General features: G+C 68.2%; 23 protein-coding genes. 11 read left to right on the forward strand and 12 right to left on the reverse strand.

The genetic code is table 11. The features are described from left to right. Positions 1-4: 4 nt before the first annotated feature. The 5 genes from yihA to rpmH form a co-directional block, all read right to left on the reverse strand. Positions 5-652 carry a ribosome biogenesis GTP-binding protein YihA/YsxC gene (gene yihA / locus AC3WLD_RS04840; RefSeq protein ID WP_492555799.1) on the reverse strand — a complete coding sequence of 216 codons (648 nt, stop codon included), beginning with the start codon at positions 650-652 and terminating at the stop codon, positions 5-7. A gap of 6 nt (positions 653-658) precedes the next feature. Then, positions 659-2,416 (reverse strand): membrane protein insertase YidC, encoded by a 1,758-nt coding sequence (yidC, locus tag AC3WLD_RS04845; RefSeq protein WP_492555800.1) that lies wholly within the window; start codon positions 2,414-2,416, stop codon positions 659-661. Positions 2,417-2,457: 41 nt separating this feature from the next. Next, on the reverse strand, positions 2,458-2,667 hold the full coding sequence (gene yidD / locus AC3WLD_RS04850) for a membrane protein insertion efficiency factor YidD (protein ID WP_492555801.1): 210 nt from the start codon (positions 2,665-2,667) through the stop codon (positions 2,458-2,460). Positions 2,668-2,805: 138 nt separating this feature from the next. Next, complete coding sequence (gene rnpA, locus AC3WLD_RS04855) at positions 2,806-3,207, reverse strand: ribonuclease P protein component (RefSeq protein WP_492555969.1); 402 nt, start codon at positions 3,205-3,207, stop codon at positions 2,806-2,808. Next, positions 3,204-3,338 (reverse strand): 50S ribosomal protein L34, encoded by a 135-nt coding sequence (rpmH, locus tag AC3WLD_RS04860; RefSeq protein ID WP_492555802.1) that lies wholly within the window; start codon positions 3,336-3,338, stop codon positions 3,204-3,206. The genes rnpA and rpmH overlap by 4 nt, the downstream gene beginning before the upstream one ends. A gap of 156 nt (positions 3,339-3,494) precedes the next feature. Between rpmH and AC3WLD_RS04865 the strand changes: the two genes are divergently transcribed. Continuing rightward, positions 3,495-4,802: a sensor histidine kinase gene (locus tag AC3WLD_RS04865; protein WP_492555803.1), complete on the forward strand. Its 1,308-nt coding sequence runs from the start codon at positions 3,495-3,497 to the stop codon at positions 4,800-4,802. A 93-nt stretch (positions 4,803-4,895) separates the two neighbouring features. On the opposite strand, the gene AC3WLD_RS04870 is transcribed toward AC3WLD_RS04865, so the two are convergent. The 4 genes from AC3WLD_RS04870 to AC3WLD_RS04885 all read right to left on the reverse strand — a co-directional run bounded on the left by AC3WLD_RS04870 (position 4,896) and on the right by AC3WLD_RS04885 (position 9,593). Next, the gene (locus tag AC3WLD_RS04870) at positions 4,896-7,211 is read right to left on the reverse strand and encodes a CDC48 family AAA ATPase (protein ID WP_492555804.1); all 2,316 of its coding nucleotides are present in this window, start codon (positions 7,209-7,211) and stop codon (positions 4,896-4,898) included. Positions 7,212-7,525: 314 nt separating this feature from the next. Next, positions 7,526-8,275 carry a class I SAM-dependent methyltransferase gene (locus AC3WLD_RS04875; protein WP_492555805.1) on the reverse strand — a complete coding sequence of 250 codons (750 nt, stop codon included), beginning with the start codon at positions 8,273-8,275 and terminating at the stop codon, positions 7,526-7,528. 23 nt (positions 8,276-8,298) lie between these two features. Then, complete coding sequence (locus AC3WLD_RS04880; RefSeq protein ID WP_492555806.1) at positions 8,299-8,760, reverse strand: COG3650 family protein; 462 nt, start codon at positions 8,758-8,760, stop codon at positions 8,299-8,301. Between the two features lie 53 nt (positions 8,761-8,813). Then, entirely contained in the window at positions 8,814-9,593 is a 780-nt protein-coding gene (locus AC3WLD_RS04885; protein WP_492555807.1) for a universal stress protein, read from the reverse strand. 152 nt (positions 9,594-9,745) lie between these two features. On the opposite strand from AC3WLD_RS04885, the gene AC3WLD_RS04890 reads away from it, so the two are divergent. After that, the gene (locus AC3WLD_RS04890) at positions 9,746-10,393 is read left to right on the forward strand and encodes an HAD-IA family hydrolase (protein WP_492555808.1); all 648 of its coding nucleotides are present in this window, start codon (positions 9,746-9,748) and stop codon (positions 10,391-10,393) included. Positions 10,394-10,590: 197 nt separating this feature from the next. On the opposite strand, the gene AC3WLD_RS04895 is transcribed toward AC3WLD_RS04890, so the two are convergent. Further along, positions 10,591-11,502 carry a LysR family transcriptional regulator gene (locus AC3WLD_RS04895; RefSeq protein ID WP_492555809.1) on the reverse strand — a complete coding sequence of 304 codons (912 nt, stop codon included), beginning with the start codon at positions 11,500-11,502 and terminating at the stop codon, positions 10,591-10,593. Positions 11,503-11,593: 91 nt separating this feature from the next. On the opposite strand from AC3WLD_RS04895, the gene AC3WLD_RS04900 reads away from it, so the two are divergent. From AC3WLD_RS04900 to AC3WLD_RS04925, 6 genes are all read left to right on the forward strand, one after another. After that, positions 11,594-12,304, forward strand: coding sequence for a CoA transferase subunit A (locus AC3WLD_RS04900; RefSeq protein ID WP_492555810.1), 711 nt, complete (start codon positions 11,594-11,596; stop codon positions 12,302-12,304). After that, a complete protein-coding gene (locus AC3WLD_RS04905) occupies positions 12,304-12,963 on the forward strand; it encodes a 3-oxoacid CoA-transferase subunit B (protein WP_492555811.1) in 660 nt (219 codons plus the stop codon). The genes AC3WLD_RS04900 and AC3WLD_RS04905 overlap by 1 nt, the downstream gene beginning before the upstream one ends. Before the next feature lie 125 nt (positions 12,964-13,088). Next, positions 13,089-13,772 (forward strand): glutathione S-transferase family protein, encoded by a 684-nt coding sequence (locus AC3WLD_RS04910; protein ID WP_492555812.1) that lies wholly within the window; start codon positions 13,089-13,091, stop codon positions 13,770-13,772. A gap of 96 nt (positions 13,773-13,868) precedes the next feature. Next, entirely contained in the window at positions 13,869-15,011 is a 1,143-nt protein-coding gene (locus AC3WLD_RS04915) for a nitronate monooxygenase (protein ID WP_492555813.1), read from the forward strand. A gap of 45 nt (positions 15,012-15,056) precedes the next feature. Beyond that, a complete protein-coding gene (locus AC3WLD_RS04920) occupies positions 15,057-15,605 on the forward strand; it encodes a glutathione peroxidase (protein WP_492555814.1) in 549 nt (182 codons plus the stop codon). Between the two features lie 25 nt (positions 15,606-15,630). Further along, the gene (locus AC3WLD_RS04925; protein WP_492555815.1) at positions 15,631-16,296 is read left to right on the forward strand and encodes a ferritin-like domain-containing protein; all 666 of its coding nucleotides are present in this window, start codon (positions 15,631-15,633) and stop codon (positions 16,294-16,296) included. A 120-nt stretch (positions 16,297-16,416) separates the two neighbouring features. Here AC3WLD_RS04925 and AC3WLD_RS04930 read toward each other — a convergent pair whose 3' ends face one another. Next, positions 16,417-17,286: an NAD(P)H-hydrate dehydratase gene (locus AC3WLD_RS04930; protein WP_492555816.1), complete on the reverse strand. Its 870-nt coding sequence runs from the start codon at positions 17,284-17,286 to the stop codon at positions 16,417-16,419. Beyond that, positions 17,279-18,043 carry a histidine phosphatase family protein gene (locus tag AC3WLD_RS04935; RefSeq protein ID WP_492555817.1) on the reverse strand — a complete coding sequence of 255 codons (765 nt, stop codon included), beginning with the start codon at positions 18,041-18,043 and terminating at the stop codon, positions 17,279-17,281. Before AC3WLD_RS04935 ends, AC3WLD_RS04930 begins: the two co-directional genes overlap by 8 nt. A 45-nt stretch (positions 18,044-18,088) precedes the next feature. On the opposite strand from AC3WLD_RS04935, the gene AC3WLD_RS04940 reads away from it, so the two are divergent. From AC3WLD_RS04940 to AC3WLD_RS04950, 3 genes are read left to right on the forward strand one after another with little or no spacing between them, the layout of a single operon-like run. Then, positions 18,089-18,805 carry a lysophospholipid acyltransferase family protein gene (locus tag AC3WLD_RS04940; protein WP_492555818.1) on the forward strand — a complete coding sequence of 239 codons (717 nt, stop codon included), beginning with the start codon at positions 18,089-18,091 and terminating at the stop codon, positions 18,803-18,805. Further along, entirely contained in the window at positions 18,798-19,601 is an 804-nt protein-coding gene (locus AC3WLD_RS04945) for a DUF1295 domain-containing protein (protein ID WP_492555819.1), read from the forward strand. Before AC3WLD_RS04940 ends, AC3WLD_RS04945 begins: the two co-directional genes overlap by 8 nt. A 2-nt stretch (positions 19,602-19,603) precedes the next feature. Then, positions 19,604-20,101 (forward strand): DUF2306 domain-containing protein, encoded by a 498-nt coding sequence (locus AC3WLD_RS04950; protein WP_492555820.1) that lies wholly within the window; start codon positions 19,604-19,606, stop codon positions 20,099-20,101. Position 20,102 lies beyond the last annotated feature (1 nt).

Genomic DNA, 20,102 nt, shown 5'->3' on the forward strand with positions numbered 1-20,102 from the left:
CCGCTCAGGTTTCGCTGTCGGAAAGCACCGCGGCGCGCAGTTCCTCGATGCCCATCTTCAGTTCGGCCGAGGTGACGTGGACCTGCGGGAAGGCGGCGGTACGCTTGCGGGCGGCGGCCTCGGTCGCGGCGACGACCTTTTCGAGGTCGCTGGCCTTGATCTTGTCGGCCTTGGTCAGGACGATGCGATAGCCGACCGCCGCCTCGTCGAGCATCTTCATCATGTCCTCGTCGACCGGCTTGATCCCGTGGCGGGCGTCGATCAGGACGAGCGTGCGCTTGAGCACCACGCGGCCGCGCAGGAATTCGCGGACCAGCCGCTTCCACTTCTCGACCACAGCCAACGGGGCCTTGGCGAAGCCGTAGCCGGGCATGTCGACAAGGCGCAGCCTGGTCGGCTCGCCCACTTCGAAGAAGTTCAGCTCCTGCGTGCGGCCCGGGGTAACCGAAGCGCGGGCGATCGACTTGCGACCGGTGAGCGCGTTGAGCAGCGACGACTTGCCGACGTTGGAGCGCCCGGCGAAGGCGATCTCCGGCACCGTCGGATCGGGCAGAAACTTGAGCTGCGGCGCGGACAGCAGGAATTCGACGCGGCCCGCAAACAGTTTGCGGGCGCGTTCAGTGAGCTCTGCGATGTCGGCGTCGTCGGTCATCAGGTTTCAGCTCCGCGCTTTCGCACGATCCTTGTCCTGCGCCTCCTTCTCGGCCTGGGCCGCAAGCTGCGGATGCTTCGAATAGAGGTACTTCTGCTGGGCAATGGTGAGCAGGTTCGAGGTGATCCAGTACAGCAGCAGGCCGGCCGCGAACGGCGCCATCACGAACATCATGATCCACGGCATCAACGCGAACATCTGCTGCTGGATCGGGTCCATCTGCGCCGGGTTCAGCTTGAACTGGAAGTGCATGGTGATGCCCAGCAGGATCGCCAGGATGCCGATCCCGAGGAAGCTCGGCGGGGTGAAGGGGAGCAGACCGAACAGGTTGAGGATGTGCAGCGGATCGGGAGCGGACAGGTCGGTGATCCACAGCGCAAACGGCTGGTGGCGCATCTCGATCGCAAGGACCAGCACCTTGTACAGCGCGAAGAACACCGGGATCTGCAGGAAGATCGGCAGGCAGCCCGCGAGCGGGTTGACGCCTTCCTTCTTGTAGAGCGCCATGATCTCTTCCTGCTGCTTCTGGCGGTCGTCCTTGTACCGCTCCTGCAGCGCCTTCATCTTCGGCTGGATCGCGCGCATCGCCGCCATCGAGGCGAACTGGCGCTGGGCGATCGGGAACATGATTCCGCGCACGACGAAGGTCAGGAGGATGATTGCCACGCCGAAGTTGCCGACGGTGCGGAACAGCGCGTCGAGCAGCCAGAAGATCGGCTTCTCGAACCAGCGGAACCAGCCCCAGTCGATCGACAGCGAGAAGTTCGGGATGCCCGAAGCCTCATAGGCTTCGAGCACGTTGTTTTCCTTCGCGCCGGCAAACAGGCGGGTGGTGCGGGTCAGGCTCTGACCCGGCTGTACCGGCTTGGCGGCATAGATCAGGTCGGCCCGGTACTGCTTGTCGGCGGTGTTGCGGAACTCGCCCTTGCCCTGGCCAGCGGCATCGGGGACCAGCGTCGCCAGCCAGTAGATGTCGGTGAAGCCGATCCAGTTGGTCTGTCCCGCAGGGCTGACGAGCTTGCCGCTGGCCTCGTCGATGTCGGAATAGTTGTTGCCGAAGTCGACCGACCCGTCGAACGCACCGATCGGGCCCGAGTGGACGTTCCACGTATCGAGGCTGGCGGTCGCGCTGGTGCGGTTGAGCAGCCCGAACGGGGTGACGATGACCGGCGCGCCGCCGCGGTTGGCGACGGTCTGGGTGGCGGTGATCAGGTAGTTGTCGTCGATCGCATAGCGGATCGCGAAGACCTGTCCGGTGGGATTGGCCCAGGTCAGCGTGACCGGGGTCTTCGGCGTCAGGACCTGGCCGTCGGCCTGCCATACGCTCTTCGCGTCAGGCGCCTGGACGCCCTCGCCGACCCAGCCGAACTGGGCGTAGTACTGCGCCGGCGTTCCGGCGGGGGAGAACAGGCGCACGGGGCCGCTGTTCTTCTCGACCGTGGCGGTGTGGCGGTTGAGCGTGAGGTCGTCGATGAGCCCGCCGACGAGGTTGATGGAGCCCTTCACGGCGGGCGCGTCGATCTTGACGCGGCCGGGCGCGGCGAGTTCCTGGGCAAGGTCCCTCTGCTCCAGCGCGATCGCAGCGGGATCGGTCAGGCCGCCTTCGCGGGTCGGCTTGGCCGAGGAGGACGCGGCGGGCGCCGCGGTCTGCGTGGCAACAGGCGTGGCCGGTTGCGGGTAGAACCAGCGCATCCCGGCTTCCCAGCCGACGAGGAGCAGGCCGGTGAGCACCACCGCCAGGATCAGGTTCCGCTGATTGTTCACGTGTCGCGCGTCCGTTTCGTCGTTCTTGCCGGGAAATCCGTTCAGGGCACCGGGTCGTAGCCGTGCCCACCCCACGGGTGGCAGCGCAATAGCCGCTTCACCGCCAGCCAGCCACCCTTAATCGCACCATGCTTTTCGAGCGCCTCGATCGCATACTGCGAGCACGACGGGGCGTAGCGGCACGACGGCGGCAGGATCCGCGAGGGACCGAGCTGCCAGCCGCGGGCGATAAGGATGAGCAGGCGTTTCATGGTCGCGCCTTCATGCGCCCGTCATTGCGAGCGACGAAGTCGCGCGGCAATCCAGGGTGTTGCGCCACGCCGCTGGATTGCTTCCCCCCGCCTGCGCGGGGGTCGCAATGACGGCGATTGGGCTGGCTGTCGAGGCGTTCATCGCTTCCGTCTCCCCCCGCGTGGAGGATCACCCTTGCCGGCAGCGGCGCGGGCGAGGGCTGCGGACAGCTCGCTGCGCAGCGCGGCGAAGTCCCGTTCAATCCCACCTTCGCGGCCGATCAGGACATGGTCGGCGCCGGGGATGCCTTCACCCGGCAGCGCGGCGCGAAGCAGTTCGCGAAAACGCCGCTTCATCCGGTTGCGAACGACGGCGTTGCCGATCTTCTTGGTGACGGTCACGCCGAAGCGGATCTCGCCCCCAGGCGCGGCGTCTCGGTTCACCAACAGCACGAATCCGGGCCTTGCGACCCGGATCCCGTGGTTTGCGGCGAGGAAATCGGCGCGCTTGCGGATCGTCTGGAGCGACGACCCGGGCGCAGCGGCGCCGGTCAGGCTCAGGCCGAGAGGTTCTTGCGGCCGCGGGCGCGGCGGGCGCGCAGCACCTTTCGGCCACCGGCGGTCGCCGTGCGGGCGCGGAAGCCGTGGCGGCGGGCCCGGACGAGGTTGCTGGGCTGGAAGGTGCGCTTCATCGGAACAGCTCTTTTTCTAAATGGCAGATGCCGCCGCAAGCGACGGGCATGGAATCAGGGGGCCGCCGATAGGGGAGAGTGCCGCCGCCGTCAACCCGCGAGCCGCGTCCGCCGCGCGACTTGCCGCGAAACCATGGACTTACTAGAAGCCCCGCGATGCAGGTCGCAACCTCATCGGACAGTCCCCGGCGTCCCCGCCGCCTCGCCCGCACCCCGGGGCGGATCAGCATGCTGCTGTTCGGCGTGGTCGCGGCGGCATTGCTTGGCACCGTGTTCCTGCTGTTCTCGACCGTCGAGACCGAACGTGTCCAGCGCGCCCGCGTCGCCCGTACCAACGAGATCCTCCTGGCGATGGGCGAGATCGAGCGCGCTGCGGTTAACGGCGAGAATGGCCAGCGCGGCTATTTCATCACCAATGACCAGCGGTATCTCGCGCCCTATGTCGTCGGCCAGCGGCAGTATCCGAAGGCGCTGGCGAAGCTCAAGGACCTGCTCGGCGAGCAGGCGACCCCGCGCCAGCGCGAACTGGTGGCGGAGATCGCGCGCCTGTCCGATGCCAAGTGGACTGAGATGAGCGACACCGTCGCGCTCGTCGACCAGCGCGACATTCCCGCCGCGCACAATCGAATCCTCTCCGACGAAGGGCAGGAGGCGATGATGAAGCTGCGCCGCGCGATCGGCGAGCTGGAGACCATTGAGCGCGGCGAGCTCGCGCAAGCAGAGGCGCGCACGGCGGCGGCAGAGCGGCGCATCGGTCCGGCGCTGCTGGCGCTGTTCGCGATCCTGCTCGGCGCTTTGGGGCTGGGGCTGTGGCAGGTCGTGCGCAGCGCCCGGTTCGAGGCCGAGGCGGCAGGCGCTTCCGCCATTGCCGAGGCCCGCGACCGCGCCGACCTGCTCGCGCGCGAGCTCAACCACCGGGTCAAGAACCTGTTCGCGGTCACGCTCGCGATCGTCCGCATGACCGGCAAGGACGCACCCGAGGCCAAGCCGGTGATCGACCGCATTTCCGCCCGGATCCACGCTCTGGTCCGGGCGCACGAAGTCAGCCAGGGTCACACCGGCCGCGCGCTGGTTCCGCTGCGCGACCTCGTCTCGACCGCGGTGGCACCGTACCTGTCGGCGAGCGAGGCCTGCGTCATCGACGGGCCGGACCTGACTTTGCCCGAAGAGCACGCGGTGCCGATCGGCCTCGTCATGCACGAGCTGGTGACCAACGCAGTCAAGTATGGCGCCTGGGCGCAGCCCGGCGGGACGGTGACAGTGCGCTGGACGCTCGAGGAAGGCCGGGTACGGCTCGAATGGACCGAAGCCGGCGGCGCGCCGGCCGGGGAGCCGGGGCGCACCGGATTCGGCTCGGCGCTGATCGAAAGCGCAGCGCGGCAGCTCGAAGGCACGATCACTAGGGAGTTCGGCGGGCAGGGGATCGTGGTGCGAATGGACTTTCCGGTGGGGACGGGCGCCTGACTAAACGTCGTCCCGGACTTGATCCGGGACCGCTCGCGGCCTCAAGTCGAGACTCACAGCGGTCCCGGGTCGAGCCCGGGACGACGTCATCAATCAATCGTGCTTCCGTTCGCGGGTCGAGCTCACCATTCCCGGAACGATGAATCCGAGCGGACCCGGTTCCATCGCGCGCTTCTTGAGCTCGCCCATCATCCGCCCGTATTCTTCCTCCATCTCCGGCGTCACCGTCGCCCGCGAATCGGCGAGGGCCTGCGTGAAGTCCGCCCCGGTCACCTCGCGGACATCGCCGCCGGCGCGGCGAATCGCGTTGAGCCCGGCGCGGCGCACCACGTCCTCGAGATCGGCACCGGTGAAGCGGTCGGTCTCCGCGGCGATCCGGCCGAGGTCGACGTCGCTCGCCAGCGGCATCGCCTTGGTGTGGATGCCGAGGATGTGCTCGCGCCCCGCGCGGCTGGGAGTGCCGACATAGACCAGCTCGTCGAACCGGCCGGGGCGCAGCAGCGCCGGGTCGACCAGGTTCGGGCGGTTGGTCGCGCCGATCAGCACGACCGACTGCAGTTCCTCGAGCCCGTCCATCTCGGCGAGGATGGTGTTGACCACCCGCGCCGTGACCTGCGGTTCGCCGACGCCCGACCCGCGCGCGGGGACGAGACTGTCGATCTCGTCGATGAACACGACGCAGGGCGCGACCTGGCGGGCGCGGGCGAACAGCCGCGCGATCTGCTGCTCGCTCTCGCCGTACCACTTGGACAGGAGGTCGCTCGACTTGATCGCGATGAAGTTCGCCTCGGCCTCCTTGGCCACGGCCTTCGCGAGCAGGGTCTTGCCGGTACCCGGCGGCCCATAGAGCAGGAATCCCTTGGCCGGGCGGATGCCGAGCCGATGGAACGCCTCGGGGTTCTTGAGCGGCAGTTCGACGCCTTCGCGCAGCTTCTCCTGCGCCTCGTCGAGCCCGCCGACGTCGCCCCAGCTGACCGTCGGGGCCTGGACCATGACCTCGCGCATCGCGCTTGGCTGGACCCGCTTCAGGGCCTCGAAGAAGTCGTCGCGTTCGACGCGCAGGTCATCGAGCACTTCGGCGGGAATCGTCTGCTGGTCGAAGTCGATGTGCGGCATGATCCGCCGCACCGCCTCAATCGCGGCCTCGCGGGCGAGGGCTGCCAGGTCCGCGCCGACGAAGCCGTGGGTGATCCGCGCCAGCTCACCCAGGTCGACGCCCTCGCCCAGCGGCATGCCGCGGGTGTGGATGCCGATGATCTCGCGGCGGCCGGGCTCGTCGGGCACGCCGACGATGATCTCGCGGTCGAAGCGGCCGGGACGGCGCAGCGCCTCGTCAATCGCGTCGGGCCGGTTGGTCGCGGCGATGACGACCAGGTTGGAGCGGCCATGGAGGCCGTCCATCAGGGTCAGGAGCTGGGCGACGAGGCGCTTTTCCGCCTCGCCGTGGACCTGGTCCCGCTTGGGCGCGATCGAATCGATCTCGTCGATGAAGATGATCGCAGGCGCGGCCTTGGTCGCTTCCTCGAACACCTCGCGCAGGCGCTTCTCGCTCTCGCCATAAGCGGAGCCCATGATTTCCGGGCCGTTGATCGAGAAGAACTCGGCATCGCTTTCGTTGGCGACGGCGCGGGCGAGACGGGTCTTGCCGGTGCCCGGCGGGCCATGGAGCAGCACGCCCTTCGGCGGATCTACACCGAGGCGCGTGAACAGTTCTGGATAGCGCAGCGGCAACTCGACCATCTCGCGCAGGGCCTTGATGGTGTCGCCCATTCCGCCGACGTCGTCGTAGTTGATCTCGGCCCGCGAGTCGCGTGGCTCCTCGTATTCGGCGCGCAGCTCGACCTCGGTGTTCTCGTCGATGTGGACGATGCCCTTGGGATTGGTCGACACCACCGAGAGGCGGATTTGCGTGAGCGCGAAGGCCGGGGCGCTCAGCATCCGCTGGAGCTGCGGCGGCATGTTGTCGCGGCTGACCTGTTGCTGGCCGGCGGTGGCGACGAGGTCGCCGGTCACCAGCGGGCGGCCGGCGAAGTTGCGCTTCAGCGCATTGGCCGGGCCCTGCAGGCGCAGGTCCTTCTGGGCGGGGGCGAAGACCACGCGCTGCGCGGGGCGCGATTCGGCCTTGCGCACTTCGACATGCTCGCCTGAGCCGACTTCGGCGTTGGCGCGCTGGAGCCCGTCGAGGCGGATCAGCTGGAGGCCTTCGTCCTCGGGATAGGGCTGGACCGCGCGCGCGGGGGTCGAGCGCTTGCCGACGATCTCGATCACGTCGCCCTCGGTGATGCCGAGCTGGGCCATCACGTCGCGACCGATCCGGGCGATCCCGTGGCCGCTCTCTTCCTGCCGCGATCCGGCGACCTGGAGCCGCACCGTGGTGCGTGCTTCGGCCGCTGCGCCTGCGTCCGCCATGCTGGGTAATTCCTTTTCGTGGATGATCCCGACGGAATGAAAGTTAGGGATGGCGGTTCCCGATTACAAACGGCGAGGAGCCGGCAAATCGGAGCCGCTGCGATTCGCGCGAATGTCCGGCCTGTCTGGTTTCAGGCGTAACCGCTTCGGATCATGGACAAAAAAAGGCCCGGACGTTGCCGTCCGGGCCTGGAAGTTTTGGGAGAGGATGCCTGAAAGGCAGGTTCTTTATGATCCGACTCGGATTTTTGTGCAAGTGCGAAATGAGGAATCCGAGTTGCAAATTTTGCAATCAAAGTCGCAAAACCCCGCAATTACTGGACAGGTTTGCGGAATCGCATCATGAACCGGTCGGTTTTACCTCTAACTGATTGGTCAAAAACACCCTTGCTGTGGTCATCGCTGCTGCGGTGCAACACGTCGCTCTGTGCCTCGAGCACGAAACCCGCGCGCTCAAGATCGGCGCGGACCACGGCCGGGTCGATGCGGTGCAGCTTGTCGACCGACTCCCACGGATTGCTGCCCGCATCGGCGGCATGGTCGACGATCACCACCCGCCCGCCGGGTCGCACTGCCGCGAACCAGCCGCGGACGACCTCGTTCACGTCGAGCCGGGGGTGCTGGTACTTCTCCGAAACCCAGTAGAGATCGTGGAAGACGAGGTGCGCGAAGATCCCGTCGACGCTGCCCGGGGCAAGCTGCAGCGCGTCGCCCGCTGCGACCAGCGGGGTGACATTGCGATGGCTGGCAAGGAGCGGGTTCCAGGTCTCCGCCTCCCAGAAGTTGGGCTGGCTCATGGCGTAGACCCGGCCCCTGGTCCCGACCACGCGCGAGAGGAGTTCGGTGTAGTACCCGCCGCCGGCCTGGAAGTCGGCCACCACGTCGCCGCGTTTGAACCCGGCGAAGTCAAGCACCGCAGCGGGCATCCGCCCCTCGTCCATCGCGATATTCGCCTTGCCCCGAGCCGGGTCGGCGACGACCGCGGCGTAGTCGGCGGGCTTGGCCGCGAGTGGCTGGCTTGCGGCCGAGGCCAGCAGCAGCGCGGCGAAGATGGCGTTCTTCATGGTCTCTCCCCTTTTGATGTTTGTCATTCGCGGGCGCAGCCGCGTTCGATGTCCGGGCCGATGGTGCGCGAGGCGCTCCACGGATAGATCGTGTCGCTCATCCCGTCGCTGCACGGACCGGCGGTAACGGCGAGTTCGATCGGCTTGCCGTCGATCGTGCCCGAAAACACCACTGCGCCGTCCTTCACGTTGCGGGTGACCGGGACCGGCGTGCCTTCCGGAAACTCGGGCGTACTGTAGCGCAAGGTGCTTCCGGCGACTTCGGCGCCCCAGAACGGCTCAGTCCCGGTGGCGCGGAACTTTTCCGGCAGCTTGGGCGCCGCGATTTGCGGCGGAGCGCTTTCCGGCGTTTCAGAGGGCAGGGCCGAGGCCATGGCGGGTGGCGCTTCGACCGCGCTGTCGCTGGGGAGGGGCTCCGGCGCGGGTTCGCGCGAGCAGCCGGCCAGCGCCAGCGCAATAAGGACGAGCGGGGTGATCGGTTTCATGCGACGCCTTTCCTTGCCCCTGTGTTCGGGAACGCGGTCTAGCGCCGCCTTGCTCAATGCGCCAGCAGCAGCGGCACCTTGCTTCGCTCGAGCAGTTCGCGCGAGACGCCGCCGAGCAGCAGTTCGCGCAGGCGGCTGTGCCCGAACACCCCCATCACGATCAGCCCCGCGCCCAGACGCTGGGCGGTCTCGGCAATCGTGGCGGAGATCGGTCCGTTCGCCGGAACCTCGTGCAATTCGGCGTGAACCTCGTGGCGCGAGAGGTAGCGCAGCGCCTCGGTCGGCGGGAAGTCGCTGGCTTTCTCGCGCACGGTCAGGACATGGACCGGGCGGGCGAGGCGGAGCAGCGGCAGCGCCGCGCGCAGGGCGTTGGCGGATTCGTGCCCGCCGTCCCACGCCACCAGCGCCGGCCCGGTGAAGTCGGTCATCGGCCGGTCCCCCGGCACGGCGAGGACCGGGCAGCGCACGGTCAGCGCGACTTCCTCGAGCGCCGGGTCGGCGATGCTCATCACCGTGACGTCGGCGAGGCGCGAGGCACTGGCAAGCGCGTCGATCCGGCCTTCGTCGGCCTGCTGGACATCGAACGGCACGTCCTGCGGCGCGAGCCTGGCGTTGAGCGACGCCGCCAGCTTGTCGTCGTCGTCGCGGGCCTGGGCGATCGCGGCCGCGGACAGCGCCGCGCCGCCGAACGGCTCCCATGCGGCGATCTGGGCGAGCGGCGTCGCGATCTGCAGCGTAAGGTGCCCGCTGGTGGTGCGGGCAAGCGCGAGCGCGGTTTCCAGCCGGCAGTCGAAGCTGTCGGCCGAATCGGCGGGGCAAAGGATCGAGCGCATCGTGGCCTCCTGGATCAGCCGCCCCCTTGCGTCGGGGGCAGGGCAGTTATCCTCCGGATCGGACCGAAGCGAAATGATCGAGGTCAATTCGCGGCCTTGGTGTTGCGAACGGGCGCGGCGCGGCTATGGCGAGCCGAAATAAGGAGAGGCTGATGGCGTTCGCGGCGGTGGTGTTCGATTTTGGCGGGGTGATCACCTCGTCCCCGTTCGAGGCTTTCAACCGGCTGGAGGCCGAGCGCGGGTTGCCGCGCGACTTCATCCGCCGGATCAACGCGGCCAACCCCGACAGCAACGCCTGGGCGCTGTTCGAACGGTCCGAGATCGACGCCGCGCGTTTCGACGAACTGTTCGCCGCCGAGGCGCGGGCGCTCGGCCACGAGCTTGACGGCGCGTCGGTGCTGGGGGTGCTCGCCGGCGCGGTCCGCCCGGCAATGGTGCGGGCGCTCGACCAGTTGAAGGCGGCGGGCTACCGGCTCGGCTGCATCACCAACAACGTGCCTGCCGGCCATGGCGCCGGGATGGCCCGCAGCGCCGACCGCGCCGACGAAATCGAGCAGATCTTCGCCCGGTTCGAGCACGTCATCGAATCGAGCAAAGCCGGGGTGCGCAAGCCCGATCCGCGGATCTACCTGATGATGTGCGAGAAGCTGGGGCTGGAACCGGCGAGTTGTGTCTACCTCGACGACCTCGGCATCAACTGCAAGCCGGCGGCGGCGCTGGGGATGCACGCGATCAAGGTGACCAGCGGCGAACAGGCGCTGGCGGATCTGGGCAAGGCGGTAGGGCTGGCGCTGGGCTGACGCGAAGTCCTGGATCGGGTCCGGGACCACGGGTGAAGCGGCAGGCGCGTTTCCCTTTCACCCTCCGTCACCCTGAACTCGTTTCAGGGTCGCCTCAAAGACCTGCCCTGCCAACTGGAGCCGAGGCGCCACCGTGCCGAAAGGCCGCCCGCAGTCTCAAGCCGCGCCGACGCCCTCAACGGGACCCTGAAACAAGTTCAGGGTGACGGCGCTTTGTAAGGCGGTGGCTGCTGCGGCTCCCCGTCGATCCGCAGTTCGCCCGCGCGGCGGAACAGCTCGAGGATCACCGGGTCGCGTTCGCTGGCCCGGATCGCGGCTTCGAAGCGGATCGCGCGGGCTGGGCGGGGGAGCACCTCGACCAGCTCGCCGCGTGCTAGTTCGCCGCGGATCATGGTCTCGGGCAGCACGGCCGCGCCGCCGCCGCAGCGGACGATCTCGACGAGCGTGCGAACGTTGTTGCAGGTGTTGATGGGACCGGAGGCGATGCCCCCGCTCTCCAGCGAATCGAGCATCGCCCCGTGGATCGGCGAATGGCTGGGGATCGACCACACCGGCAAGGTCCGGGCGAAGCCGCCTGCCGCGGCGGTCTCCCGGCTGGCGACCCAGACCAGCTCGACCGCGCCGATCCCGGTTGTCCGCACCCCGGGGCTCGCCACCGGCCCGGCCAGGAACGCAATGTCGCAAGTGGCCGAAAGGAGCTGCTGGAGCATCCGTGCGGTGAGGTCGAGCTCGATTTCCAGGGTCACGCCGGGGAGGTCGCGCTCCACGCCCTCGACGAAACGCGGGAGACAACTCGCCGCCGCGATTTCCCCGGTGGCGATGCGCACCACCCCGCTGGCCCCGGCAAAGCCCCCGGCGCGCAGCAGCGCGGTTTCGAGGCCCGCCCACAGCGGTTCGCAGTCCTGCACGAGGTTGCGCCCGCGCGCGGTGAGGACCATCCGGCGACCCTCCTTGCGGAACACCTCGATCCCCAGCTGCGCCTCGATCTCGCGCACCCGCGCCGAGATCGCCGGCTGGGTCGTGCCGAGCCGCTCCGCCGCCGCGCGGAACGTGCCGAGCCTGGCGATCCAGAGGAGCGTCTCGAGATGGTAGATGGCGATGCGTTTCATCACCAATCCTTATCGAAATAGCCAAAAAACAATCATTAGTCGTGATTGCTCGATTACGCTAGGCTTGGCGCGAACAGGGAGACACGACCCGATGTCCAGCAAGCTCTACCCGAATGCCGCCGCCGCCCTCGACGGGCTGCTGCGCGACGGGCTCCTCATCGCCAGCGGCGGCTTCGGCCTCTGCGGCATCCCCGAGCGCCTGCTCGACGCAATCCGCGACAGCGGGGTCAAGGACCTGACCTTTGCATCGAACAATGCCGGCATCGACAACGAAGGCATCGGGAAGCTGCTGCGAACCCGGCAGGTCAGGAAGATGATCGCCAGCTACGTCGGCGAGAACAAGGAGTTCGAGCGCCAGTACCTTGCCGGCGAGCTTGAAGTCGAGTTCTGTCCGCAGGGCACCCTGGCCGAACGGATGCGCGCCGGCGGCGCGGGGATCCCGGGCTTCTATACCAAGACCGGCGTCGGCACGCTGGTGGCCGAGGGCAAGGAGAGCAAGGTCTTCGACGGGCAGGAGTACATCCTCGAGTGCGGGATCGTCGCCGACCTCGCGGTGGTCAAGGCGTGGAAGGCGGACGAGACCGGCAACGTCGTATTCCGCAAGACCGCGCGCAATTTCAACGTGCCGGCCGCGACCTGCGGCAAGGTCTGCGTGGTCGAGGTCGAGGAAGTCGTCCCTGCCGGGGCGCTCGACGCCGATGCGATCCACCTGCCGGGCGTCTATGTCCACCGGATGATCGTGGGCGCGCCCTATGACAAGAAGATCGAGTTCCGCACCACTCGCACGACGGATATGGGCTGATGACCAGGCACGATGGACTGAAGGCGGGCTGGACCCGCGACGAGATGGCCGCGCGCGCCGCGAAGGAGCTGCGCGACGGATACTACGTCAACCTCGGCATCGGCATCCCGACGCTGGTCGCGAACCACATCCCGGCGGGGATGATGGTCACGCTCCAGTCGGAAAACGGCATGCTCGGGATCGGCCCGTTCCCGACCGAGGACGAGATCGACGCCGACCTGATCAACGCCGGCAAGCAGACGATCAGCCAGCTGCCCCACTCGGCCTATTTCGACAGCGCCCAGAGCTTCGCGATGATCCGCGGCGGCAAGATCGACCTGACCGTGCTCGGCGGAATGGAAGTCTCCGAAACCGGGGACATCGCCAACTGGATGGTGCCCGGCAAGATGATCAAGGGCATGGGCGGCGCGATGGACCTCGTTGCCGGGGTCAAGAAGATCATCGTGGTGATGGAGCATGTCGCCAAGGACGGCTCGGCCAAGTTCATCCCGGCGTGCACCCTGCCGCTGACCGGGCGCAACGTGGTCGACATGGTGATCACCGACCTCGCCGTGTTCCAGCGACCCGACCACGACTCGCCGTTCCGCCTGGTCGAATGCGCACCGGGGGTGACCGCGGAAGACGTCCGCGCGAAGACGACTGCGCATTACGTGGAGTAGGGTCAGACCCACCCCGCTGCGACTAGCGCTTGCTGCGCAAGCGCAAGTCTCGCTCCCCTCCCGCTTGCGGGAGGGGCTGGGGGTGGGCAAGTAGCGAGGGTCTTTGTTCGCATCGGCGAGGCCGCATGACCTACACCCTGATCACCGCCAACCGGAACTACTCGAGCTGGTCGCTGCGCCCGTGGATGCTGATGAAGGCACTGGGCATCCCCTTCGCCGACCGGCTCGAGCCGTTCACGAGGCCTACCAACTACGACGAGTTTCGCGAGTTCTCGCCGACAGGCCAGGTCCCCGTGCTGCTCGATGGGGCGCGCACCGTGTGGGACTCGCTCGGCATCGTCCTCTACCTCGCCGAGCGCCATCCGGGCGTGTGGCCGGCGGACGAGGCGGCGCGGGCATTTGCCATGTCGGGCGTGGCCGAGATGCACGGCGGGTTCTCGGCCTTGCGCAACGACTGCACGATGAACGTCGGCGTCCGCGTCGCGCCCAACCCGATGCGCCCGGCGCTGCAGCGCGATGTCGCGCGGGTGCGCGAGCTGTTCGAGGATGGGCTTTCCCGCTTCGGCGGGCCGTGGCTGGCAGGGCCGGCATTCACCGCGCTTGACGCATTTTTCGCGCCGGTGGCGTTCCGCGTGCGGACCTACGGCCTCGAGGTCGGCCACGGCGCGGCTCGGGTCGAGCGGGTGCTCGATCACCCGGCGATGCGCCAGTGGGAGGCCGAGGCGCTTGCCGAAACCTGGCGCGAGGCGAGCCACGAGGAGGAGCTTGCGGCGGCCGGGCGGATCACCGCGGACTACCGCACCGGGTGACGATCGCGCTGGCATTATACCCAAAGGTATGATTTGATCCCTTCCGATGCCGATGCCCCGACAGAGGGCCGGCGAGACGAGAGGACGAGCCCCGCGATGGACAACCCGATCTGCCGGATGACCGGCTGCGAATTCCCGCTGTTCGCGTTCAGCCACTGCCGCGACGTCGTGGTCGCGGTAAGCAAGGCGGGCGGCTTCGGCGTGCTCGGCGCGACCCGATTCACGCCCGAGCAGCTCGAGGTCGAACTCGCCTGGATCGACGAACACATCGACGGCGCGCCCTATGGCGTCGATGTACTGGTGCCAGAAACCATCGACCCGCGCGTTGCCGACCTGGCCGACAACAGGTCCCGCTCGGCCGCGATTGCGCCCGAATACCGGGACTTCGCCGCGGGGATCCTCGCGCAGTACGGCGTCACCACCGACGACGCGGAAGCCGCCGAGGTGCTGCGCGAGCGAATCGGGATCACGCCAGAGAACGGCCTCGCCCTGCTCGAGGTGGCCTTCCGCCATCCGATCAGGCTGATTGCCAACGCGCTCGGCATCGCGCCGCCGGAGATGATCCGGCTGGGCCGCCAGCACGGCGTGCCCGTCGCGGCGCTGGTCGGGGCCAAGGAGCACGCGCTGCGCCAGGCCGCAGCGGGGGTCGACATTATTGTCGCGCAAGGCGGCGAGGCTGGCGGCCACTGCGGCGAGGTCGCGACGATTGTGCTCATCCCCGAGGTCGTGCGCGCGCTGCGCGGGGCCGGCTATGTCACCCCGGTGCTCGCCGCAGGCGGGATCATGACCGGGAGCCAGATGGCCGGGATGATGGCGATGGGCGCGGCGGGCGCGTGGACCGGGTCGGTCTGGCTCGCCACCACCGAGGCCGAAACCAGCGAGACTTTCCGCGAAAAGATGGTCGCCGCCCGCTCGCGCGATACCGTCCGCTCGAAGAGCCGCACCGGCAAGCCCGCACGCCAGCTGAGGACCGCGTGGCATGAGGCGTGGGAGGGGCCAGACAGCCCCGGCACGCTGCCGATGCCGCTGATGGGCATGGTCTCCGAGCCCGCCTTCGCCCGGATCGAGAAGTCCGTGGCCGGCGGGAACGGGGAGGCAAAGGCGCTGGTCAGTTACTTCGTCGGGCAGGGCGTCGGCCTCGTCGAGCAGGTCCGCTCGGCCCGGGCGGTGGTGCAGGAATTCCGCGAGGACTTCGCCGACGCGGCGGGCCATCTTGTCGCGATGCTTTCCGCCGATTGATCGGTATCATCGAAAGCGAATCGCAAGTCTTCAGAGGATGACACCATGGCCCAGCCGCTTCCCGACATCGCCCTGACCCGTAACGACGGCTCGCCCGACAGCATCGGCGCGCATCGCGGCAAGGTCCTGCTGGTGGTCAACACCGCCTCGCAGTGCGGCCTCACCCCGCAATACTCGGGGCTGGAATCGCTGCAGAAGACCTATGGCGACAAGGGCTTCGAGGTGCTCGGCTTCCCCGCGAACGACTTCGGCGCGCAGGAGCCGGGAACCGACGAGGAGATCGCGAAGTTCTGCGAGACGGGGTTCAACGTTTCGTTTCCGCTGTTCGCCAAGGCGAGCGTCGTCGGCGAAGGCAAGCAGCCGCTCTACGCGGCGCTCACGGCAGCAGTGCCAGACAAGCGCGGCAATCCCGAGGCGTTTCGCGAGCGCCTGCGCGGATTCGGGATGACCCCGAACCCGGACCCGGAGGTTTTGTGGAATTTCGAGAAGTTCCTGATTGCGAAGGACGGTTCGGTCGCCGCCCGTTTCGCGCCGACGGTGACGCCGGACGATCCCGAGCTCGTGGCGGCGATCGAAACGGAACTCGCCAAGTAACCGCAATCGTGCCAGATTTCGTGGAATGACAGTCATCGCGTCGTTCCGCGAACGGTTCCTCGACGTGCTCGCGTCGATCTACATCTACAACGAGCACCGGGGCTACACCTCGCTCGACCGGGTGCTTGAAGCCGTGCGAGCGCGCTGCCCTGACGAGCACGAATTCATTGCCGCGGTCGAGAAGCACCGCGGTGACGAGCGCAAGCACTACACGATGTTCCGCCGCTGGTTCGAGCGACAGGGGCGCATGCCGCTGAAGGTCGATCGCACCTGCGGGCATATCGACCACTTCATCCAGCGGGTGTTCAACTGCACTATCGAGGACCTCGATACCCAGGCGATCATTGCCGACGGCGACGAGTTCGAGAAGCTCTGCCGGGTGATCATGCTGACCGAGCAGCGCGGCATGACGCAGGTCGAGATCCTGCTGAAGAACAAGCATATCCTCTCCGACCCGGTCATGACCCGGCTGTTCCGGATCGTCGAAAAGGATGAACCCGATCACTGGATCCCCTACCACACCTGGCTTACCGCCAACGGCCGCGTCACCGCGCGCTGGCAGGAGCGCTGGGCCGACTTCTGCATCCACAAGTCGCTGATGCTGGCAAAGCTTCCGGCGCTGTTCCTCCACGCGGGCGCGCCGCGGCTGGAGCGGTGGCCGGACGAGGACGAAGCGGCTTACGCGGCGTAGTGTCCGGGCCCACCCCTAACCCCTCCCGCGAGCGGGAGGAGGACTGGCCGGGCTAACCTGAAAATCACTTTCTGATCTCCCCCTCCCGCTTGCGGGAGGGGGCGGGGGGTGGGCGAATCATCAAAACGCCCGCATTAGCCCCGGCACATGCGCGAGCAGTTCGCGCGCCATGAACCCGAGCGGGCCCATCTGCTCCGAACAGCGCCGCCCGGCCTCGCCGTGGAGCCACACCGCCCACAGCGTCGCGCACAGCGGATCGGCCCCCCGCGCGGCAAGGCCTGCGACGATCCCGGCGAGAACGTCGCCCGAACCCCCGGTGGCGAGGCCGACGCCGCCGCCGGCATAGGCGAACAGCCGCCCGCCGGGCTCGGCGACCAGCGAGGTCGGGCCCTTCAGAACGACGATCGCGCCATAATCCCGCGCCGCCCGGGTGATCGCGCCGGCCCGGTCGGCTTCGATGGCATCGCCGTCTTCGCCCAAGAGCGCGGCCATTTCGCCGACATGGGGCGTGAGTACCGCTGGCGTCCTGCGGTTCGCGATGGCCGCCCGGCGCCCGGTGGCGGACATCAGGGCCGCGGCATCCAGCACCAGTTCGGCCTCGCCCGAGGTGGCCAGAAGAATGTCGGCGAGCGCCCCCGCCGCCGTGGCGCAGCCCATCGCGGGTCCGGCGATCACCGCATCGCAGCGGGCAAGCCCTTCGACGAAACCATCTCCGGCGATCTCGCCGTCCTTTTCGCCCAGCGCGATCACCCCGACCTCGGGCATGGCGATGCCGACCGGAATTGCCGCGCTTTCGATCGTCGCCACCTGGACCTTGCCCGCGCCTGCACGCAGCGCGGCCTCGGCGGTGAGGAGGATGCCGCCCGGCACGAACCGGCACCCGCCGATCGCCAGCACGCGGCCGCGCGCGTTCTTGTCGGCGCCGTTGTCGGGACGGGGCAACGGGTTCTCGCGCAGCCAGTCGCTGTCGAGGGCAATCGCCTCAGCCACGCGCGGCAACCATCTTGTCGGGGGCTTGGGTGACTTCGGTATCCTCGCGCTCCATCGGGGCGGTGATGTTGTAGCGGGCGAGTACCAGCCCGCCGTCGCGGCCGTGCGCGGGGTCGAAGCGGTATTCGGTGATTGCGCAGTTGGCGACGTCGGCCTCGCGGTCGATCGCGAGGATCTCCGACTCGGAGAGGTTCTCGATCACATAGCGCAGGCACAATACGACGACCTGGTGGGCGACGATCATCACGCGCCGTCCGCCGTAGTGGAGCGAAACCGTGTCCAGCAGCGCGCGCAGACGGAAGATCACGTCGGCCCACGATTCGCCGCCGGGCGGGCGGTGGTAGAACTTGCCGAGCAGCTTGCGGAACGCCGCCTGATCGGGCTGCAGGGCGTGGATGCCTTGCGGGGTCAACCCGTCGAGGATGCCGAATTCCTTCTCGCGCAGCCGCTCGTCGATGCAGATGCGTTCCTCCGCCGGGCACCCGCCGGCCGCGCGGAAGCGTTCGGCGGTCTCGACCGCGCGGACATAGGGCGAGGCAAGCATGACTTCGGGCCGGCCATCCTCGTGCGCGGTGGCGAACCACCGGCCGAGCGCGTCGGCCTGCTCGCGCCCCAGCGGGGAGAGCGGCACGTCGACGTCGCGGTGGGTCAGGTCGATGCGCAGCTCGCCCGCCTCGGTCGCGAGGTCGCGGGCGACGTTGCCCGCGCTTTGCCCGTGGCGCACGACCCACAGCACGCTGGGCCAGCGGGGGGTCAACGAAGTGCCTTGAAATTACGTCGCATAACTGGAGTTCAACCGGCCGTGCGCCGCTCGGTTCCACTTGCGGGCCGCTCCGCCTTCGCGCAGAGATTGCGGCGGGGAGACAACGGGATGGACGAGGCCGAGACGGGACCGGGCACGCTGGTGGAAAGCCGCCGGCCCATGCTGCTGTCGCTGGTGGTGCGGCGCCTGCTGCTGTGGCTCTACCGGGCGCGCGGGTGGAAGGCGGTAGGCGCACCGCCTGCCGATGGCCGCTGCGTGATCATCGCCGCGCCGCACACCTCGAACTGGGATTTCCTCTACTACCTCGGACTGACCGACGCGCTCGGCATCCGGGCGCATTTCATGGCCAAGAAAAGCCTGTTCCGCTGGCCGATGGGCCGCTTCATGCGCGACATGGGCGGCGTCGCGGTCGACCGTTCCGGCGGACACAACTATGTCCAGGCGATGGTCGACGAGTTCGCCCGCCGGAAGCGCTTCATGCTCACCATCGCGCCGGAGGGCACCCGCGGCGCCGTGCGTACGTGGCGGACGGGGTTCTACCACATTGCGCTGGCCGCGAAGGTGCCGATGGTCTGCGGGCTGATGGATTACGGCACCAAGACCGGCGGGCTCGGGCCGGCGATCATGCCGACGGGCGATTACCCCGCCGACATGCGCAAGATCGCCGAATTCTATCGGAGCTGCACGCCGAAGCACCCGGACAAGGGGATCAAGGACTTCGACAAGCTCATCGAGGGAGAACGCGCCGATGCATGACCTTCTGTTCGTCCAGCTTGGCTCGACCGCGGCGTTCGTCGCGGTCGGCATGACTCTGCTGTGGCTGGTCGCGGCGCGGATCAGGGACGTCAGCTTCATCGATGCGGTGTGGGGATACGGCATGGCCGCGACCGCGCTGTTCGCCTGGACCCTCGTGCCGCAGCCGGGGCACCGCGCCGGGGTGATCGCGGCGATGGCGGCGATCTGGGGCATCAGGCTCGGCACCCACCTGTTCATCCGCTGGCGGAAGGCGGGTGAGGACCCGCGCTATGCGAAGATGCTCGGCAAAGCCAAGGCGCAGGGCCGCTATGCCCGCGCGGCGTTCGGGGTGTTCGCGACGCAGGCGCTGCTCTTGTGGCTGACCTGCCTGCCTGCGCAGCTCGGCATCTTCGCGAGCACGGCGCCCGCGCCGCTAGGGCCGCTGGCCTGGGCCGGCGGGGCGCTGTGGCTCGTCGGGATCGTGTTCGAGACGGTCGGCGATGCGCAGCTGACCCGGTTCCGCAACGACCCGGCATGCAAGGGCAAGGTGCTCGACACGGGGCTGTGGCGCTACACCCGACATCCCAACTACTTCGGCGATGCCTGCGTGTGGTGGGGGATCTGGATGGCCTCGGCCGATGCCGGCTGGCCGGTGGCGGCGGTTGGCGTGATCGGGCCGCTGTTCCTGACCTTCACCCTCACGAAGTGGTCGGGCAAGCCTCTGCTCGAAAAGGGGCTAGCCAAGTCGCGGCCGGGCTACGCCGAGTATGTCGCGCGGACCTCGGGCTTCATTCCCTGGCCGCCGAAGAAGGGCTGACCATGCACGACTCGTCGAAGACCGCGCTTCTCGCGCCGGGGCGGAGCGACTACGTTCTTGGTGCAGGCGCGCTGGTGGTACTCGCGGCGATGCTGGCCGCCATCGCCCGTGGATCGGCCGATTGGGCGAAGATCCCGCCGGTGGTGTGGTTCCACCTCGCGACCATCGCCGTCGCGCTGGTCCTGACCCCAGTGCTGCTGTGGCAGCGGCGAGGGACGCCGCGCCATCGCAAGCTCGGCTACGTCTGGGTCACGGCGATGGCGCTGACCGCGTTCGACAGCCTGTTCATCCGCCTGATCGGGCGCGGCGGGTTCAGCGTGATCCATATCCTGTCGGTGTGGACGCTGATCCAAGTGCCGCTGATCGTCATCGCCGCACGGCGGCACGACTGGAAGCGCCATCGCGGCGCGGTGCGCGGCATGGTGATCGGCGCGCTGCTGATCGCCGGGTTTTTCACCTTCCCCTTCGACCGCCTGCTCGGCCGGTGGCTGTTCGGGTAAG

This window comes from Novosphingobium sp. FW305-C-111, assembly GCF_058783565.1.

Bases quoted from the DNA above. Each gene is read 5' to 3' on its own strand.
- AC3WLD_RS04885 (WP_492555807.1), bottom strand. From the start codon at position 9,593: ATGCGCTCGATCCTTTGCCCCGCCGATTCGGCCGACAGCTTCGACTGC.
- yidD (WP_492555801.1), bottom strand. From the start codon at position 2,667: ATGAAACGCCTGCTCATCCTTATCGCCCGCGGCTGGCAGCTCGGTCCC.
- AC3WLD_RS04950 (WP_492555820.1), top strand. From the start codon at position 19,604: ATGCACGACTCGTCGAAGACCGCGCTTCTCGCGCCGGGGCGGAGCGAC.
- AC3WLD_RS04945 (WP_492555819.1), top strand. From the start codon at position 18,798: ATGCATGACCTTCTGTTCGTCCAGCTTGGCTCGACCGCGGCGTTCGTC.
- AC3WLD_RS04910 (WP_492555812.1), top strand. From the start codon at position 13,089: ATGACCTACACCCTGATCACCGCCAACCGGAACTACTCGAGCTGGTCG.
- AC3WLD_RS04890 (WP_492555808.1), top strand. From the start codon at position 9,746: ATGGCGTTCGCGGCGGTGGTGTTCGATTTTGGCGGGGTGATCACCTCG.
- AC3WLD_RS04865 (WP_492555803.1), top strand. From the start codon at position 3,495: ATGCAGGTCGCAACCTCATCGGACAGTCCCCGGCGTCCCCGCCGCCTC.
- AC3WLD_RS04915 (WP_492555813.1), top strand. From the start codon at position 13,869: ATGGACAACCCGATCTGCCGGATGACCGGCTGCGAATTCCCGCTGTTC.
- AC3WLD_RS04905 (WP_492555811.1), top strand. From the start codon at position 12,304: ATGACCAGGCACGATGGACTGAAGGCGGGCTGGACCCGCGACGAGATG.
- yihA (WP_492555799.1), bottom strand. From the start codon at position 652: ATGACCGACGACGCCGACATCGCAGAGCTCACTGAACGCGCCCGCAAA.
- AC3WLD_RS04870 (WP_492555804.1), bottom strand. From the start codon at position 7,211: ATGGCGGACGCAGGCGCAGCGGCCGAAGCACGCACCACGGTGCGGCTC.
- AC3WLD_RS04920 (WP_492555814.1), top strand. From the start codon at position 15,057: ATGGCCCAGCCGCTTCCCGACATCGCCCTGACCCGTAACGACGGCTCG.
- rpmH (WP_492555802.1), bottom strand. From the start codon at position 3,338: ATGAAGCGCACCTTCCAGCCCAGCAACCTCGTCCGGGCCCGCCGCCAC.
- AC3WLD_RS04875 (WP_492555805.1), bottom strand. From the start codon at position 8,275: ATGAAGAACGCCATCTTCGCCGCGCTGCTGCTGGCCTCGGCCGCAAGC.
- AC3WLD_RS04880 (WP_492555806.1), bottom strand. From the start codon at position 8,760: ATGAAACCGATCACCCCGCTCGTCCTTATTGCGCTGGCGCTGGCCGGC.
- AC3WLD_RS04895 (WP_492555809.1), bottom strand. From the start codon at position 11,502: ATGAAACGCATCGCCATCTACCATCTCGAGACGCTCCTCTGGATCGCC.
- AC3WLD_RS04900 (WP_492555810.1), top strand. From the start codon at position 11,594: ATGTCCAGCAAGCTCTACCCGAATGCCGCCGCCGCCCTCGACGGGCTG.
- AC3WLD_RS04925 (WP_492555815.1), top strand. From the start codon at position 15,631: ATGACAGTCATCGCGTCGTTCCGCGAACGGTTCCTCGACGTGCTCGCG.